14 protein-coding genes are annotated in these 17,123 nt (G+C 60.3%); 3 read left to right on the forward strand and 11 right to left on the reverse strand.

The features are described 5' to 3' along the window. Positions 1-7: 7 nt before the first annotated feature. The 6 genes from LCH65_RS20240 to LCH65_RS20265 form a co-directional block, all read right to left on the reverse strand. Positions 8-841: a DUF2797 domain-containing protein gene (locus tag LCH65_RS20240; RefSeq protein WP_004414155.1), complete on the reverse strand. Its 834-nt coding sequence runs from the start codon at positions 839-841 to the stop codon at positions 8-10. Further along, complete coding sequence (locus LCH65_RS20245; RefSeq protein ID WP_226439747.1) at positions 838-1,098, reverse strand: DUF1315 family protein; 261 nt, start codon at positions 1,096-1,098, stop codon at positions 838-840. The genes LCH65_RS20240 and LCH65_RS20245 overlap by 4 nt, the downstream gene beginning before the upstream one ends. A 28-nt stretch (positions 1,099-1,126) precedes the next feature. Further along, positions 1,127-1,999: a rhomboid family intramembrane serine protease gene (locus tag LCH65_RS20250; protein WP_044308661.1), complete on the reverse strand. Its 873-nt coding sequence runs from the start codon at positions 1,997-1,999 to the stop codon at positions 1,127-1,129. A 2-nt stretch (positions 2,000-2,001) separates the two neighbouring features. Then, the gene (locus LCH65_RS20255; protein WP_003409653.1) at positions 2,002-2,967 is read right to left on the reverse strand and encodes a metallophosphoesterase; all 966 of its coding nucleotides are present in this window, start codon (positions 2,965-2,967) and stop codon (positions 2,002-2,004) included. Continuing rightward, complete coding sequence (locus LCH65_RS20260) at positions 2,967-3,857, reverse strand: NAD(+) kinase (protein ID WP_003409651.1); 891 nt, start codon at positions 3,855-3,857, stop codon at positions 2,967-2,969. The genes LCH65_RS20255 and LCH65_RS20260 overlap by 1 nt, the downstream gene beginning before the upstream one ends. A gap of 141 nt (positions 3,858-3,998) precedes the next feature. Further along, complete coding sequence (locus tag LCH65_RS20265) at positions 3,999-5,066, reverse strand: GGDEF domain-containing protein (protein WP_058396657.1); 1,068 nt, start codon at positions 5,064-5,066, stop codon at positions 3,999-4,001. Between the two features lie 371 nt (positions 5,067-5,437). On the opposite strand from LCH65_RS20265, the gene LCH65_RS20270 reads away from it, so the two are divergent. Then, positions 5,438-6,382, forward strand: coding sequence for a DUF1853 family protein (locus LCH65_RS20270; protein WP_058415958.1), 945 nt, complete (start codon positions 5,438-5,440; stop codon positions 6,380-6,382). 171 nt (positions 6,383-6,553) lie between these two features. On the opposite strand, the gene LCH65_RS20275 is transcribed toward LCH65_RS20270, so the two are convergent. The 5 genes from LCH65_RS20275 to LCH65_RS20295 form a co-directional block, all read right to left on the reverse strand. Next, the gene (locus LCH65_RS20275) at positions 6,554-7,834 is read right to left on the reverse strand and encodes an arsenic transporter (RefSeq protein ID WP_003368454.1); all 1,281 of its coding nucleotides are present in this window, start codon (positions 7,832-7,834) and stop codon (positions 6,554-6,556) included. Next, the gene (locus LCH65_RS20280; RefSeq protein ID WP_054081184.1) at positions 7,834-9,042 is read right to left on the reverse strand and encodes an MFS transporter; all 1,209 of its coding nucleotides are present in this window, start codon (positions 9,040-9,042) and stop codon (positions 7,834-7,836) included. The genes LCH65_RS20275 and LCH65_RS20280 overlap by 1 nt, the downstream gene beginning before the upstream one ends. A gap of 542 nt (positions 9,043-9,584) precedes the next feature. Further along, positions 9,585-10,922 carry an MFS transporter gene (locus LCH65_RS20285; RefSeq protein ID WP_003368450.1) on the reverse strand — a complete coding sequence of 446 codons (1,338 nt, stop codon included), beginning with the start codon at positions 10,920-10,922 and terminating at the stop codon, positions 9,585-9,587. 148 nt (positions 10,923-11,070) lie between these two features. Then, positions 11,071-12,015, reverse strand: a complete 945-nt coding sequence (locus LCH65_RS20290; protein WP_003368449.1) for a pyridoxal-phosphate dependent enzyme — start codon at positions 12,013-12,015, stop codon at positions 11,071-11,073. An 84-nt stretch (positions 12,016-12,099) separates the two neighbouring features. Then, a complete protein-coding gene (locus tag LCH65_RS20295) occupies positions 12,100-14,139 on the reverse strand; it encodes an NADPH-dependent 2,4-dienoyl-CoA reductase (RefSeq protein WP_058396661.1) in 2,040 nt (679 codons plus the stop codon). A gap of 207 nt (positions 14,140-14,346) precedes the next feature. Between LCH65_RS20295 and LCH65_RS20300 the strand changes: the two genes are divergently transcribed. Then, positions 14,347-15,480: a carbon-nitrogen hydrolase family protein gene (locus LCH65_RS20300; protein WP_074807877.1), complete on the forward strand. Its 1,134-nt coding sequence runs from the start codon at positions 14,347-14,349 to the stop codon at positions 15,478-15,480. Positions 15,481-15,482: 2 nt separating this feature from the next. Then, entirely contained in the window at positions 15,483-16,523 is a 1,041-nt protein-coding gene (locus tag LCH65_RS20305; protein WP_004414173.1) for an AraC family transcriptional regulator, read from the forward strand. Positions 16,524-17,123: the final 600 nt, after the last annotated feature.

A 17,123-nucleotide genomic window follows, 5' to 3' on the forward strand; every position in this document is an offset into this window, starting at 1 on the left:
AATCCTTCTACTGATGCACGGCCAGCTGATAGGCCGTGTACTTGCGAATATTGATCACGCCGGTGTCGAAAATCAGGTATTGGCCCTTGATCCCCAGCAGCGTGCCTTCGGCAATCGGGTTCTTGTCCAGATTGAAGCTGACAATCTTGGTCGGATACGCCTCGACCGGGTAACGAAACTCGACAGGCTCGGCGTCATGTAACAATTGGATGGCCTGCAGCCCGAATCGTTCTTGCAATCCCAGCAGCCCTGCGCCGCAACTGTCGAACAGCTCCTGGCGAATGGCCTTGAGGTCGACGGGTTGAGCGTCACCCTTGAGCAAGGCACGCCAGTTGGTACGATCGGCCACCTGGCTGCGCAGCAGGTCTTCGACGAAGCCGGACTGTTGGCGGGTTGCTACGCGCAGGATCGGCAGAGCCTGGCTTGCACCCTGGTCCAGCCAGCGGGTCGGCAACTGCGTTGAGCGGGTAATACCGACCTTCACGCCTGACGAATTGGCCAGGTAAACGATGTGATCGGTCATGCAGAACTGCTCGCCCCACGCCGGATCACGGCAGGTGCCCTGGTCGTGATGGCATTTTTCCGGGCTCATGATGCACAGGTCGCACTGCGCCAGCTTGAGCATGCACGGGTAGCAGTAACCCTGGCTGTAGCTGGACTTGGTCTTGCGCCCGCAATGACTGCAATGAATGGCGCCGAGAAACTCCAGACGCAGCGTCTTGCCGATCAGCGGGTTGACTGCTATCTCGGTGTCGCCCAGGCGAAAAGCGTATTGCACACACGACGTGTCATCCTGACGCGCCGACATTTTGTTGACTGCTCCGCGACCAATTTCGATCAATGAATAGCATCCGATTTGAACAGGATATTGGGCACCGAGGCCGATTTCGAGGCGCATTCCTGCGGCCCCATGTAGCCCGTACGCTGGTCTTCCGGCAGGTTCTGCGCTTCCCAGGCGATCAGCGCCTGCAGGGACAGTTCACGCTGCTCTTGAGTGAGCCTGCGACCGTCGGACCATTTGCCGATTTCCACAGCCAGTTTCAGGCTCTCGTAGATATCCGGGGTGATGTTTTCGATCATTTCTATAAAAGACGACATGGCGCACTCCAGAAAATAGCGGGTAATTCTAGGCCTTGCGGCGTGCAATCGCACCACCCAGCAGCCCGGTGACACAACCGATGATCAGCCCGCCGACATGCGCACCGTTGGCGATCTCGCCGAAGCCGAGCATGCTCACCAGCCCGGACAGGCACAGCGCCAGCCAGACCAGCATCATGATCAACACCCCGCGTGGCAGGCGATAGACCGGGTTGGGCGCCAGCATCTGGAAAATCCAGCAATGCCCGAGCAGGCCATACAGCACGCCGGACAATCCGCCAAACAGGCTTGGGCCGCTGAACAGGTACTGCACGTAATTTGAGACCGACGAGAACAGCAAGGTCAGCAACAGCAACGACAGGCTGCCCTGACGAATTTCAATCCGCCGCCCCAGCTCCCAGAACCACATGCCGTTCATGGCCAGGTGCAGGATGCCGAAGTGGATCAGCATGGGCGAGATGATGCGCCACCACTGCCCGGACGCGAGGCTTTCGGACAATGGCAGAAACGTTGCGTACTCGCCATTGATGCGGAAATCCTGAAAGGTCAGCCAGCGGACGGCCTCAAGGTTATCGCCCAGCAGCGTCAAGCCGGCCACCAGCAAGGTGACCAGCAACACCAGGGCCGTCACCGGACTGCTGCGTAACTGCTCGATCAGGCCGGGCGGCTTGTAGGTGGAGTTCACGGTGTCTTGCGCCAGTTGAACGTGCTCGTCGCCTTCGGGGAAGCGCGTGTACAACTCGCGCACTTCTTCGACCAGTCGCGGCGCGTCCGGCACCCACAGGACTTGCTCGCCAGCCTCTTCACTGACTCGGTGAGGAATCTGCAAGCGCAGCAACAACCTGATAAAACCGCTCAGGTCGGTGCTCAGCGGCAAGCGCAGGACAGCTACAGGACTCATTCTCAAACCTCGGGACGCTGCACATCTACCCAGACGAATTTGTCCGGATCGATTTGTGTTTCCTGGTCCAGCCGATAGGCGACCAGTTTGCCGTAGAGCACGGCGCTGTAATCCAGACAGGCCAGGTTAGGCCGGATGGGCGCAGGGATGCCGCTGCGCCAGTAATGACCGACAAACAGCAGCGGCTCATTGATGCCATACCGCAGCAACGCGTTTTTTTCCGATGTGGACAGCGGCGTCTTGGCAACCCCTTCGGGCAAGGCGTCCGGCTGAAAGACCACGTCGCCATAGGTTTGCGGATCATCCTCCCAGAATTTGGTGCGGAAGAATTCGCGGGTCAGTCCATCACCGCCAGTCAGGGTCAGGCCGTGCGGCAGACGCATGTCGGTGCCACGCAGCAGACGATTGAAGACATTACTGGCGAAGCTGCCGGGTACTGCCGATGCCTGGACGAAATGCTTGTCGATACACCCCGTACCATGCAGGCCACGCAGCGGATCGATCAGGGTCGCATCCCAGCAGGCATGCACGACCCTGAAGCGACCGGCATCGAGGTACAGCGGTAACTCGTAGAACCAATTGACGAACTCGCTCCACTCATCCGGATACTGCTCGAACTGCGCCAGGGTCTCGCCGATCAGCCGCGCATGACGCGGGGTGTGCTCGCGCACGAACTGGTGACCGCTTTCGGACAGGGCCGGCGTCACCCAGCCCAGCGCGTTGAACTCGTGGTTGCCCATGATGCACAACGCCTGACCGGCCTGAACCATGTCGCGAACAATGTGCAGCGATTCGCGAATGCGCGGGCCGCGGTCGATGATGTCGCCGAGGAAGATGACGATGCGCTCGGGATGGCGCCAAACGCCAGCCTGCAGACGGTAACCGAGAAGCTCCAGCAAGTGCTCGAGGGTATGGGCACACCCGTGCACGTCACCGATCAGATCATAGCCACGCGCCGGATCGAGCATTAATCGCCCCCGCCGCCGAGCTTGCTGCCCCAGCCGAGCTTGGTGCGGCAGACCTCGTAATAATTGTGATCCAACGGATGGATCAGACGCAGTTTCTGCGGTTTCTTGCTGACCGTAATGGTGTCACCCGGTGCACAGGTGAAGTGATTCTGACCGTCGCACGACACTTGTGGGTAAATGGTCATGTCCTTGGACACCACGATTTTCAGCTCGCTGTTGCCGTCGACCACGATGGGCCGCCCGGACAGGGTATGCGGGTACATCGGCACGATGACGATGGCGTCGAGCTTGGGGTGCATGATCGGCCCGCCCGCAGACAGCGCGTAGGCCGTCGATCCGGTCGGCGTGGCGACGATCAGGCCGTCGGCCTTCTGACTGCACACGAACTGACCGTCGATGTAGATCTCGAATTCGATCATGCGCGTGGACTTGCCGGGGTGCAGCACCACGTCGTTGAGCGCATCGCCCTGACCGATGGCCTCGCCGTGGCGACGCACTTCGGCCTGGAGCAGAAAGCGGTTTTCAACCAGGTAATGCCCGTCGAGCACTTCGGCACATTTGACCTCCAGCTCGTCGGGACGGATGTCGGTCAGAAAGCCCAGGCTGCCACGGTTGATGCCCAGCACCGGAACGTTATGCCGGGCCAGCGCCCGCGCTGCGCCCAGCAGGCTGCCGTCGCCGCCGACCACAATGACCATGTCGCAGACCTCGCCGAGCATCTTGCGCGATGAGGTCTGCAGGCCATGACCGGGCAGGACCTCGGCGATTGTCTCTTCGAGAATGACGTGCAGGTGGCGGTCCAGCAGGAATCTCTTGAGTCGGCGAACGGTCTCGAGCACCTGAACACTGCCCAGGCGACCGATGATGCCGATATTGCGAAATTGCTCCATGAGGCTCCTGCTGCGGGTTCGATACGACTTTAAAAACGTGATTATGGGCGAAAGGGCCTGACAGCAGCAAACCGGGGTTTAAAAAGGGTTTCGCGGACCTTGCAACAGGGTATGGGCAGCACGCTAAAGTCCGATGCCTGCCTACCGTGTCAGAGCGCGGGTTTTATCGCATTCCACACTGACGCCGCCCGCTCGATGGCCGCCTATCTGCGCACCTCGCCAGAATGCCCGGTCCTTGCCGCCCCGCTTGGCCTGATACAAATTGATGTCGGCCGTCTTGAGCACTTCCGAGCTGTCCACTGCCGCTGGGATGTCGGCCAGCCCGGCACTGCAGGTCAGCGGGCTGACAGCGAGTGATTTTCTGATGCAGTCCAGCAGGTTCAGCACATATTCCCGAGCTTCATCTTCACTGCACATTGGCAGGATCACGCCGAACTCCTCTCCGCCCATGCGTCCGAAGGCGAGACTGCCCACAGTCTTTTGCAGGCAGCCAGCCATCACGCGAAGTGCCTGATCACCGGCGTCGTGGCCAAATTGATCATTGATGGTTTTGAAGTCATCAATATCGAGCATCAGAAAATAACCCGCGGAGTTATTCAGCACATGTTTATCCAGTGCCTGCATCAGTGCCCGACGATTCAATATGGCGGTCAGGTCATCGGTCAGCGACAGTTCGCGAAACTGATGTTCCAGACTCAATACCGTACGAAGTGTGCGCGTGTAAGTGTGATTCATCACACTGCCCAGACTGACCGACGTGATAAAGAACAGTGTCATGAACAGAGTCGCGACACTGTCCGTGTCCAATCCTTGAGCGGGAGAGAGAATACACCAGGCGAGTACCGCGACCAGAAGATAATCCCGTGTATACACCACTAACAATGTCGAACACAGGATAATCATCACGGCGACCGAGAGTGACCAGTTGATGTCCATCCCGGTGCGCAAATGGCCCGCCCTTGAAAAGCACAGTGCCACAATGATCACGAATGTCATGCTCATACATCGCCAGACTCTGAAGTCGACCGCGCGGTATTGCCAGGCGCACGCCCCCAGCAGGCCAAGGGTCAGCAGCATTTCCGGCAGACCGAATTGCAGATACGGCGTGACCGACAGAACAACCAGCCAACAAACGATGGCAATACATTGCACACGGGCAATGGCGGGTGAGAGCAGTTGTTTTATCCGGGCCTGCATATCACCGTTCATAGAAAACTCCAGGCATCCGATTTGCCGAGTCGAATATCCGCCGCATGAAGACTGCCTATATTAGGCAGCCCACGAGTCGACCGACTGATTGAATGACGTTCACCACCAGGTGACCACAATTGAGACAGACCGGCCAATGAACATCATTGAGCAGTGCCTGAATTGTTTGACGCAAACAATATACTGGATATGAATGACAGTTTGCACAAAGAGAAGGCCACTGATAGTTTTCGATAACCTTTCTTTATTCGATGATCATCCCGTCGCACGTCGTACGTCATGTGTTGTCTGCGAAGCAAAAAATACCCGTGCGCACCGGCCGCTTGCCGAACACGCTGTCTGTCGGTGGCGACTCACGCTATTCTCGGCGCATGACTCTATTCCCCGGCCTGATCGATCTCCCCCGCCGATTGCGGCATTCCGAAGTGCGCGACCTTGCCTGGGTGATCCTCGCCCCGCCCATGCTTGAAACCGCACCCTGGCCGCAACGCCATCCACTGGCGGGCAGCGACTGGGTGAAAGCCCCACAGCAGCTGGCGGATTTTCTCTGGCAACTGGACCACGACAGCCGTCCGCTGGAAGACTGGCTGGCGCAAGCCAGCACACGAAGACTGGGCCGCTATTACGAACGGCTCTGGCAATTCGCCGTGCAGCATGCACCGGGGGTGGAAATAATCGCCGCCAACCTGCCCATCAGGCTTGGCAATCAGACGCTGGGCGAGTTGGACATGCTGTTGCGGGATGGTGAAGGCGTGCACCACGTCGAACTGGCGATCAAGCTCTACCTCGGGCCGCAGGACGGCGATGGCCGCGATCCGGCGCACTGGCTGGGGCCTGGCTGTCAGGACCGGCTGGACCGCAAGCTGACCCATCTGAGCCAGCATCAGTTGCCAATGTCCGCACGTCCGGAAAGCCGGGCGACGCTGGCAGCGCTGGGGGTCGAGGCGTTCAATGCACGGTTGTGGCTGGGCGGCTATCTGTTGTACCCGTGGCCAGGCTCATGCCAATCCCCTGCCGGCATTCATCCGCAGCACCTCAAGGGTCGCTGGCTGCACCAGCGTGACTGGCAGTCGTTCCTTGCGCAAAGCCAGCCGGGACGCTGGCAGCCCTTGCCGCGCCATGCCTGGCTGGCGCCGGCACTCTACAACCAGGCGTGGAGCGATCAGCAGTTGCACGACTGGCTGAGTGAGCTCGACCCGCTGGCCCCGGCGCAGCTATTGGTGCGCCTCAGGGAAAATGCAGAGGGCAATTGGGAGGAAGCCGAGCGGCTGTTTCTGGTGTCGGACCTGTGGCCGAATCTGGCCCAGGTTGTGTAAAAACGTCACGAGCGAAGGCAAGACAAGGCAAAAACAGGCGAAAACAGGCGAAAACGGCCGGGGTCGCGACCGACTCTAGGTGTTCCAAATGAGCATTTTTCGCCTGTTTTTAAAGCAGTATTGCCGAGCGCAGTAGTTTTTACACAGCTTGGGCCGACACCCGTCATCCGCTCAACTCAACCGCAATGCCAGCGCAGCCAGTGTGACCAGCAGCACAGGCACGGTCAGGACGATGCCGACCTTGAAGTAATAGCCCCAGCTGATAGTGATGTCCTTGCGCTCCAGGACATGCAGCCAGAGCAGCGTGGCCAGGCTGCCGATAGGGGTGATTTTCGGGCCGAGGTCGCTGCCGATCACGTTGGCGTAGATCATCGCTTCCTGGATGGCGCCGCTGGCATGACTTGCGTCGATGGACAGCAGCCCGATGAGTACCGTGGGCATGTTGTTCATGATCGAAGACAGGAACGCGGTCATCACACCGGTGCCCATCGCCGCGCCCCAGATACCATAGCCCGCGAACCAGTCCAGCAGATTGGCCAGGTAATCGGTCAGCCCGGCGTTACGCAGGCCATAGACCACCAGGTACATACCCAGCGAAAAGACCACGATGTGCCACGGTGCTTCTTTCATCACCTTGCGCGTCTTGATCGTATGCCCTTTGGCGGCGATGCCCAGCAGCAACACTGCGCACACTGACGAGATCGCACTGATCGGGATGCCCAGCGGCTCAAGGGCGAAACAGCCCACCAGCAGAATCAGCAACACCGCCCAACCGGCCAGAAACGTGGCGCGGTCGTGGATAGCCGTTTCCGGCTTGTCCAGATGCTCGGGCTCGAACTCGGCGGGAATGTCCCGACGGAAGTACCACATCAGCACGGCCAGGGTGGCGGCGACACTGGCCAGATTCACCGGCACCATGACCGCTGCGTAACGGTTGAAACCGATCTTGAAGTAATCCGCCGACACAATGTTCACCAGGTTCGAGACCACCAGCGGCAGGCTGGCCGTATCGGCGATGAAACCGGCCGCCATGACGAACGCCAGCGTCGAGGCAGGCGAAAAGCGCAACGCCAGCATCATGGCAATGACGATCGGGGTGAGGATCAGCACGGCACCATCGTTGGCGAACAAGGCCGACACCAGCGCGCCGAACAGCACGAACAAGGCAAACAGACGGCGTCCGTTACCCTTGCCCCAGCGCGCCACATGCAGCGCTGCCCAGGCAAAGAAACCGGCTTCATCGAGCAGCAGCGTGATGATGATCAGCGAAATGAAGGTCGCCGTGGCATTCCAGATGATGCCCCACACCACAGCGATGTCACTGAAATGCACGACGCCTGTCAGCAACGCCAGGATTGCCCCCAGTACGGCACTCCAGCCTACGCCCAGGCCCTTGGGTTGCCAGATGACCAGCGTGATGGTGAACAGGAAAATCAGCGTTGCTATCAGCATTATTTGGTCCGAGGCAGAAGAATCGCGAGGATGCCGAGCAGCGGCAGGTAGGAGCACAGCGTGTAGACGAACAGGATGCCGTGGCTGTCGGCCAGATAGCCAAGCAAGGCAGCACCGATGCCGCCGAAGCCGAACATCAGGCCGAAGAACAGCCCGGCAATCATGCCCACGTTGCCAGGCACCAGCTCCTGGGCGTAGACCACGATGGCGGAAAACGCCGAGGCCAGTACAAAGCCAATGATCACACTGAGTACGCTGGTCCAGAACAGATCGGCGTAGGGCAGCGCCAGGGTGAACGGCGCAGCGCCAAGAATCGAGAACCAGATCACCGCCTTGCGGCCAATGCGGTCACCGATCGGCCCACCGAAAAAGGTCCCTGCCGCCACGGCGCCCAGAAACAGGAACAGGTGCAACTGCGAGCTGGCGACCGACAGGTCAAATTTCTCGATCAGGTAGAAGGTGAAATAGCTGGTCAGGCTGGTCATGTAGAAGAACTTGGAAAACACCAGAAACGCCAGCACTGCCAAGGAGGCAATCACACGCTTTCTGGACAGACCATGAGTCGCGGCCTGACCGGCCTTGAGCTTGAACAGATTGAGGTGCGCGCGATACCAGCGGCTGATTGCGTACAGCAGCCCCAGCGAGAACAACGCAAACAGCCCGATCCAGGCGACATTGCCCTGGCCGAACGGGATGATGATCGCCGCTGCCAACAATGGTCCGAACGCCGTGCCCGTGTTGCCACCGACCTGAAAGGTCGATTGCGCAAGCCCGTAGCGACCACCGGAGGCCAGTCGCGCGATACGCGAGGCTTCCGGATGGAACGTCGAAGAGCCGATGCCGATCAATGCAGCGGCCAGCAGGATCAAGGGGAAGCTGCCGACCACCGACATCATCACGATGCCGATCAGCGTGCAGATCGATCCGACGGGCAGTACCAGCGGGTTGGGATGGCGGTCAGTGTAATAACCGACCCAGGGCTGCAGCAGCGAGGCGGTGATCTGAAATGTCAGGGTAATCAGGCCGATCTGGGTGAAGCTCAGGTCGTAGCTGGCCTTGAGCATGGGGTAGATTGACGGAAGGATGGCTTGAATCAGGTCATTGACCAGGTGCGCGAGGGCGACGGCACCGATGATGCGCATCACCAGCGGGCTGGCTTGGGAGGTGGTCGAGGCCTTCGCCGTCGCGGGCGGAGCACTGGTCGCCATGGTATTTATCCGTAAAAGGGTTCGCGGGTCGCCCGGTACGGATGATTACAAGATGTGTCACGCGTATCGGGGCGCGCCAATGTGCCATTTTTCGGGGCGACTGTGCCACGTTTTGTTGCGTTTTTGCTGACGGAAATACCTTTCGTGACGCTCTGCGTCACACAGCGGCTCTGTGACATCAGACGGATTGAAGTTCGACTCGGATTCTCGTTCCCACGCGCCGCGTGGTAATGCAGTTCGTGACGCTCCGCGTCACACAGCGGCTCTGTGACATCAGGCGGATTGAAGTTCGACTCGGATTCTCGTTCCCACGCTCCGCGTGGTAATGCAGTTCGTGACGCTCTGCGTCACACGGCGGTTCTGTGATGTCAGGAGTATTGGTGTTTGGCTCAGGTCACCTTTGCGCCCTTACGGCGCCTTACTTTGAGGGACCAAAGCAAGCAAAGTCCCAGCTCCGTTTCCGGCCCGACTTCGTCGGGTTCCTTCGCTGTTGAAAAGCGCTTGCAGCAGAGGCTGCGGGTTTTAACGCACCACTCCCGCACTCAGGCAATTGACCCCACCACCGGCTCCTCACCTGCAACAGGCACATCATGCAACGAGATTTTCGAGGTTTCCGGCAGGGCCATGCCGCCGGCCATTGCCAGCGCTGCAACTACGATGAGGTAGAACGCGGGCGACAGGTTGCTGCCGGTCATGCTGATCAGCCAGGTGGCCATCAGCGGCGCGGTGCCGCCGAACAGGGTGTAGGCCATGTTGTAGGTGATCGCCGAGGCGGTGTAGCGGGTACGGGTGGGAAAGGTTTCCGACAGCAGTGCGGCCGTTACCACGCCGCACAGCACTGCGCCCACGGCGAGCAGCATGACGCCGATGATCGAGGCGATGAACGAGCCGGAGCTGGCCATCAGGAATGATGGAAACACCACGATCATCAACAGAATGCAGGCCGTTGCCATCGTGACCCGGCGCCCTACCCGATCCGAATAGGCACCGGCCAGTGGGCAGAGGGCGGCGGCGAAGGCCAGAGCGATCAACGAGACCAGCAGCGCCGTTGCCCTGCTCAACCCACCGGCCACTTGCAGGTAGGTCGCGAAATAGGTGGTGAACATGTAGAACGACAACGCCGTCAACGACACGAATGCGCCCAGGCAGCACATCGCCGCCGCGTGATGGCGCAAGGTGTCCTTGAGTGGCGAATGGGCAACGGCGTGTTCTTGAGCGACCGCCTGAAACGCCGGGGTTTCATCGAGCTTCCAGCGCAGGTACAGCCCGACCAGCCCCAGCGGTGCAGCAATCAGAAACGGCAGACGCCAGCCCCAGTTACCCATCGTCTCGGTCGACAGAAATGACTCCAGCGCGTAAGCCACCACTGCCGCAGCAGCGAATGCGGAGAACGTCGAGACCGGAACGAAACTGCCGTACCAGGCACGTTGCGTGCGGGGGGCGTGCTCCATGAGGTAAGCACAGGCGCCGGCATACTCCCCGCCGGCCGAAAAACCCTGCGCGCAGCGAATGATGGTCAGCAGCACCGGCGCCATCACACCGATCGCAGCATAGGTCGGTAACAGGCCGATCAGTGTGGTGGCACCGGCCATCAGCAGGATGGTCATCGCCAGGGTTTTCTTGCGCCCGATCCGGTCACCCAGCATGCCGAAGAAAATCCCGCCCAGCGGTCGGAAGGCGAAGGCCACGGCGAACACGGCAAAGGTTTTCAGCAACGCCGCACTGCTGTCGCCGCTGGGGAAGAACTGCAGCGCGATCGTCGTTGCCAGAAAGCCATACACAGCAAAATCGAACCACTCGACAAAGTTGCCGATGGCCGCAGCGACGATGACTTTTTTCAGCGTGGCAGGATCGACTTGCTCTACGGTAGGAGTTGTCATGACTGGCCTCGACGTCTTGATCTGGAATGGATCGATTATCGAGACAGCGACCCGGATGCCCCTCTCCAGAAGTGTCATCCACGTAGTCAGGGCCGACGTCTCGCCATCGAACTGCGCAGAATTCGTGCCAAAGGCTCTGCCACGTGGTTTACAGGCCCATCGCGCGCCGCCCCTGAAGGCCGCCGGTGTGGACGAAGACCAGGCGGGTGCCGGGCGCGAAACGACCGGCCAGCACCTCATCATGCAGGGCCAGCAACGCCTTGCCGGTGTACAGTGGTTCCAGGGGTATGCCGCTCTGAGCCTCGCAGGCGGCAATGAAATCGAGCAGCGCCGCGTCGGTTCTGGCAAAACCGCCGCGGCTGGCATCAAGCAGAACACAGTTGGGAGGCAGGCACGTACTGGCGTCGGCCTGCGCACCAGCCGCCTCACTCAGCACCGCGATAATGTTTTGCGCGACCCCGTGATCCTCGGGCACAGCCATCGCCCCATACACCGGACGAACGCCCGCCTCTGCCAACAGCAAGCCGGCCAGCGTGGTACCGGTGCCTGCCGCCAGCCACCATCCGTGGTAATCGCCCCAACCCAGATGCCCGAGTTGCTCTTCGACCATTGCCCGCAATCGACCGCAACCCAGAGCACCAGCAAGCCCGCCACCGCCTTCTGCAATCGGATAAAGACCGGGATGGCGGGACTGCCAGGTCGACCAGAAGCCAGCAGCATGCCGCTCACGATAGCCGGCGTAACCCAGCCAGTGCAGTTGCATACCGAAAGCCTGCAGATCGAGCACCGTCGGCGTCTGCTGGGCATGACCACGTAGCAGGCCGACCGTCGGGAAACCGAAGCGCTTGCCTGCAGCGGCCAGGGCATGCAAATGATTGGAGTGCGCTCCGCCGAGGCTGATCAGTCCCTCGGCACCCGAGTCCACAGCCAGGCTCAGGTGCTCGCTGAGCTTGAACCACTTGTTGCCGCTGATCAGCGCATCGATAAGGTCCAGACGCAGAATCGCAACCTCGACCCCGGCGTCTTGCAGCCAGGGCAGGTTCAAGCGTTCCAAGGGCGCAGTGGGTTGCCAGCCGAGGGCGTCAAGCATCATGCGCCGTAGTCTACAGACAAGCCGTTTCAGGGTCTTCGTCGATCAGCAGGCTGCGGCGCGAGGCCCTGAATCAGGCATTGTCTGTCACAGGGTGGCGGCCAGACGTGAGCCCTGGTCGATGGCCCGTTTGGCGTCCAGCTCTGCGGCAACGTCCGCGCCGCCAATCAGGTGCACGCTTTGCCCGCCGTTGAGCAGTTCGTCATACAGTTCACGCAACGGGTCCTGCCCGGCACAGATCACCACGTTATCCACCGCCAGCAGCTTTTCCTCGCCGTCTTCGCCAATGCGAATATGCAGCCCTGCATCGTCGATTTTCAGGTACTGCACGGCATTGAGCATCTGCACCTGTTTGTTCTTGAGCCCCGTGCGGTGAATCCAGCCGGTGGTCTTGCCCAGGCCGTCGCCGACCTTGGAACTCTTGCGCTGCAAGAGAAACACCTGACGTGCCGGCGCGTGGACTTCGGGCTTGACTCCGGCGACACCGCCGCGGGCCTGCAAGGTCGTGTCGATGCCCCACTCTTTCCAGAAAGCCTCGCGATCCAGACTGGTGGCCACGCCTTGATGCACGAGAAATTCCGACACATCGAAACCGATGCCACCCGCACCTATCACTGCCACGCGGCGCCCGACCGGCTTGCGCTGCAATATGACGTCCAGATAGCTCAACACCATGGGGTTATCGATACCGGGGATGGCCGGTGTGCGCGGCGCGATGCCGGTCGCCAGAATCACCTCGTCAAAACCTGCGCCCAGCAAGTCTGCGGCCTTTACCCGATTGCCGAGGCGCAACTGAACACCCGTCTCCTGCACTTTGTTGCGGAAGTAACGCAGGGTTTCGGCGAATTCCTCCTTGCCTGGCACGCGCTTGGCGATATTGAACTGGCCGCCGATTTCGCTGGCCGAATCGAACAGCGTCACCTCATGCCCGCGCTGTGCGGCAACCGTTGCGGCGGCCAGACCGGCAGGCCCGGCGCCCACTACGGCAATTTTCCTGACCTGCAGGGTGGGCAGGTAATTGAGCTCGGTCTCGTGGCAGGCACGCGGATTGACCAGACAGCTGGTCAGCTTGCCGCCGAAGGTGTGGTCGAGGCACGCCTGATTGCAGCCGATGCAGGTGTTGATGCGTTCGGCATGGCCCGCAGCGGCCTTGTTGACGAACTCGGGATCGGCCAGAAACGGACGAGCCATTGAGACCATGTCCGCATCACCTTCGCTGAGAATGCGCTCGGCAACTTCCGGGGTATTGATCCGGTTGGTGGTAATCAGCGGGATGTTCACCGAGCCTCGCAGCTTGGCAGTGACCTTGCTGAACGCGGCGCGCGGCACCTTGGTGGCGATGGTCGGAATGCGCGCTTCATGCCAGCCGATACCGGTGTTGATCAGGGTCGCTCCGGCCTGCTCGACCGCCTTGGCCAGCTCGACGATTTCTTTCCAGCTGCTGCCGCCTTCCACAAGATCGAGCATCGACAGGCGAAAGATTATGATGAAGTGTGCCCCGACCGCCTCACGTACGCGCCTGACAATCTCGACCGCCAGACGCATACGGTTTTCATAACTGCCGCCCCAACGGTCGGTGCGGTGATTGGTATGCGCGGCCAGGAACTGATTGATGAAGTAGCCTTCCGAACCCATGATTTCGACACCGTCATAACCGGCACTGCGCGCCAGCGTCGAACAGGTCACGAAATCGGCGATCTGCTTTTCGATGCCCTCTTCGTCCAGCTCTCGCGGCGTGAACGGGTTGATCGGCGCCTGAATGGCGCTCGGCGCGACCTGCTTGCGGCTGTAGGCGTAACGACCGGCATGGAGAATCTGCAGGCAGATCTTGCCGCCAGCCTCGTGCACCGCACGCGTCACGATGCGATGGTGCTCCGCTTCTTCAGCGTTGGTTAGCTTCGCCGCGCCGTCATAGACACCACCCTCTTCATTGGGCGCGATGCCACCGGTGACCATCAGCCCGACCCCGCCGCGGGCACGCTCGGCAAAGTAGGTCGCCATGCGCTCGAAGCCGCCCGGCCGCTCTTCAAGACCGGTGTGCATCGAGCCCATCAGGGTGCGGTTGCGCAAGGTCGTGAAGCCCAGGTCCAGGGGGGCCAGCAGGTGCGGATAATGAGCAGCAGTCATGGCGAAGCTCCATCGAGTCAATCACGGAATAGCAAGGACCTCTGCGGGTCCTCTGGTTCATGGGCAACAGTAAAGACGCATCCCGCCACACACTCAATGACCGAAAGTGACAAGTTATTGATCCAAACGCGCAGTGGCACTTGGCAAGCGCCCGACGCCGCCCTACCCTAGTCGACAATTTCCCGATGGCCGTCATTCGATCTTTTTATGCGCAAATTCTTCGCCATCTGCCTGGTCCTGCTGAGTATTGCCAGCCTTGTCAGCTACGCAATCTGGACCGGACAACGCCCGGCGGGTCACTACCTGTCCGATCTGCGCATTCGTCTGGCCATCAATGAAGGCCAGCCCGGAGAACGCGGCAATCTGCTGGGGATCGAGCCCGAGCTGTTTCCGACTGATTACCAGAACATTGAGCGACTGCACCGCAAGCTCGCCGCTTATCTGCAACAGGCCCGTGAAAATGGCCTGATCAACCCACGAACGGTGGTGGTACTGCCGGAACATATCGGCACCTGGCTGTTCGCCAGTGGCGAGAAGGATCAGCTCTATCAAGCTGCCACGCTGGATGAGGCCATGGACTGGCTGTCGTGGAGCAACCCGCTGCAATTCATCAAAGCGGTGCTGCGGGCCGAAGGCCGGGACCGTCTGGATGACGCCCACCTGCGGATCAAGGCCCGATCGATGGCGCGGGACTATCAGACACTGTTTGGCGGGCTGGCCAGAGAGTTCGGCGTCACACTGGTAGCCGGTTCAATTGTGCTGCCCGATCCCAGTGTCGAAGGCGGTCAGCTGAAAGTCGGCAGCGGCGCCCTGTATAACAGCAGCCTGACATTTGGCAGCGATGGCCTGCCGCTCGGTCAGCCGCAGCGTCAGTTGTACGCCGAGCGCTATCAGAGGCGTTATGTGCACACGGCAAGCGACGCACCGTTGTATGTGGTCGACACCCCGGCCGGGCGTCTGGGGGTGCTGATCGGTAGCGACAGCTGGTACCCGGAGAATTACGCGCGCCTGAACCAGAGCGGTGCACAACTGATTGCGGTGCCGGCCTTTGTGATCGGCAAGGCCGCCTGGTCCCAACCGTGGCGCAAGCCTCGGCACTCAGACATCGACGTGCCGAACGAAACGCCTAGTGAGGGCGAAGCCTGGCATCACCTGACATTGACCGGCCGTGCTCCGCAAAGCACTGCGCAGGCCGGAATCAGTGTATTCATGCGCGGACAGTTCTGGAATCAGGGCGTGGCCGGGCAAAGTTTTGCCAGCCACGCAGGGCAAACGATCGCCGAGCCGCAGCAGGAAAATGCTGCCACTGGCGGCGCGCGCCTGATCAACCTCTGGCTTTGACGATGCCGACCCTGACGCTGCGCCTCGGTGATCTGTCGGTGGGTTTCATCCAGAGCCTGACTGATGCGGTCAACAGTTTCGACAGGAACCCTGACGCGCTGCTGGAGCAGTACGGTCTTGACCCGATTCGCCTGAGCCAGGCGCGAGCGCGGCTATCGATCCCGCGCTACATGCGCCTGGGGCATGCCGCCATCCAACTGACCGGCCAGCCCGGGCTGGGGTTGCGCATGGGCCAGCTCAGTCGTTTTGCACAGGCAGGTCTGGCCGGTATCACTGCGGCCCAGGCACCCAACGTGCGCGAGGCGGCGCGCACGCTGATTCGCTTTGAGCCCTTGTACGGTTCCAATTATCGCGGCCAGTCGAGTTTCCACGAGGATGCCGGCGGCGCCTGGATGCGCTTCTATTCGATCAGCCCCTATAACGCTTACAACAGGTTTGTGGTGGACTCGATTCTAGGTGGCTGGCTGGCTCAGCTTTCGACGCTGGCAGGTACAGAACTGCGCGCACAACGCATCGAGATCGAATTCGAAGCGCCTGACTATGCCGCGCAGTACGCCGCTTTGAGTGATAACCCGATGGTGTTTGGCGCGGCGACCAATCAACTGCGTCTGGATCAGACCAGCCTGGCATTACGCAACCCGGACCATTGCCCAAGTACCTGGCGGCACCTGTTGCAGCTGTGCGAAAGCGAACTGGAACAACAGACCCGCACCCGCAGCCTGCGTGAACGCATCATTCAATTGCTGGGGCCGCTATTGAACGGCGGAAGTGAACCGGATCTGGAGGAAGTGGCGGCAAGACTCAAACTGCCCACCTGGACGCTGCGCCGCAAGCTGACCGAGGAAGGTACATGCTTTCGCGCAGTGCTCAATGACACGCGGCGCGATCTGGCGATGACTTATATTCGCGACACTGAACTGGCGTTCGGGGAGATCGCCTACCTGCTGGGATTCGCTTCTGCCGAAGCCTTTCAACGCGCCTTCAAACGCTGGAACGGGCAGACTCCGGGAGAGTTCCGCCGCAGCCAGCGTCAAAGCGCATGAAGCCGTTCACAGTTCGGTAGCGTCGTCGGCAGGCTCTACCGGGTCCAGTTCCGATGCACGGTATTCAAGTAGTTCTTCCTGGTATTCGTCCATTTCTTCGCCCTCTTGGCTGAGTGAGTGGGGGTGATAATCAAAGCTGAAATAACTGACCGCAAGATCAACATTAAAGTGCCAATGTGAAATAAAAATGTTGATTCCTGTCAAACAGACGAAAAAGACCGCGGCCGATTCAGCACTCCCCTCAACTCTCTAGCGGACGGGCGCTATTGACTTGCATGCCAGTGTCGACCTAACCTCCTGCTCATGAACCTCATCAAGCACAACCTCGGCCAGATTATTATTACCGTCATTCCAGTCATGGCGGGTTAGCCGACGTTTGCAAAAAACCCGCCCTGGAGGCGGGTTTCTTCTGTCTCCCGGGCAACCATTGCCGAATCAGGAGTCAGACATGATCGCCATCCCTCGCTCTATTGCCCTTCTCGCCACTCTGGACCTGATTATCGATCTGCCGCGCGCGTTCGCCGAGTATCCAGGCACCACGTATGAAGAGGCGATGCGATGAGCCAGGGCCCGCACGATCTGCTCAACTATTACGCGCGC

The organism is Pseudomonas sp. MWU16-30316, assembly GCF_020515645.1.
Lineage (GTDB): Bacteria > Pseudomonadota > Gammaproteobacteria > Pseudomonadales > Pseudomonadaceae > Aquipseudomonas > Aquipseudomonas cerasi.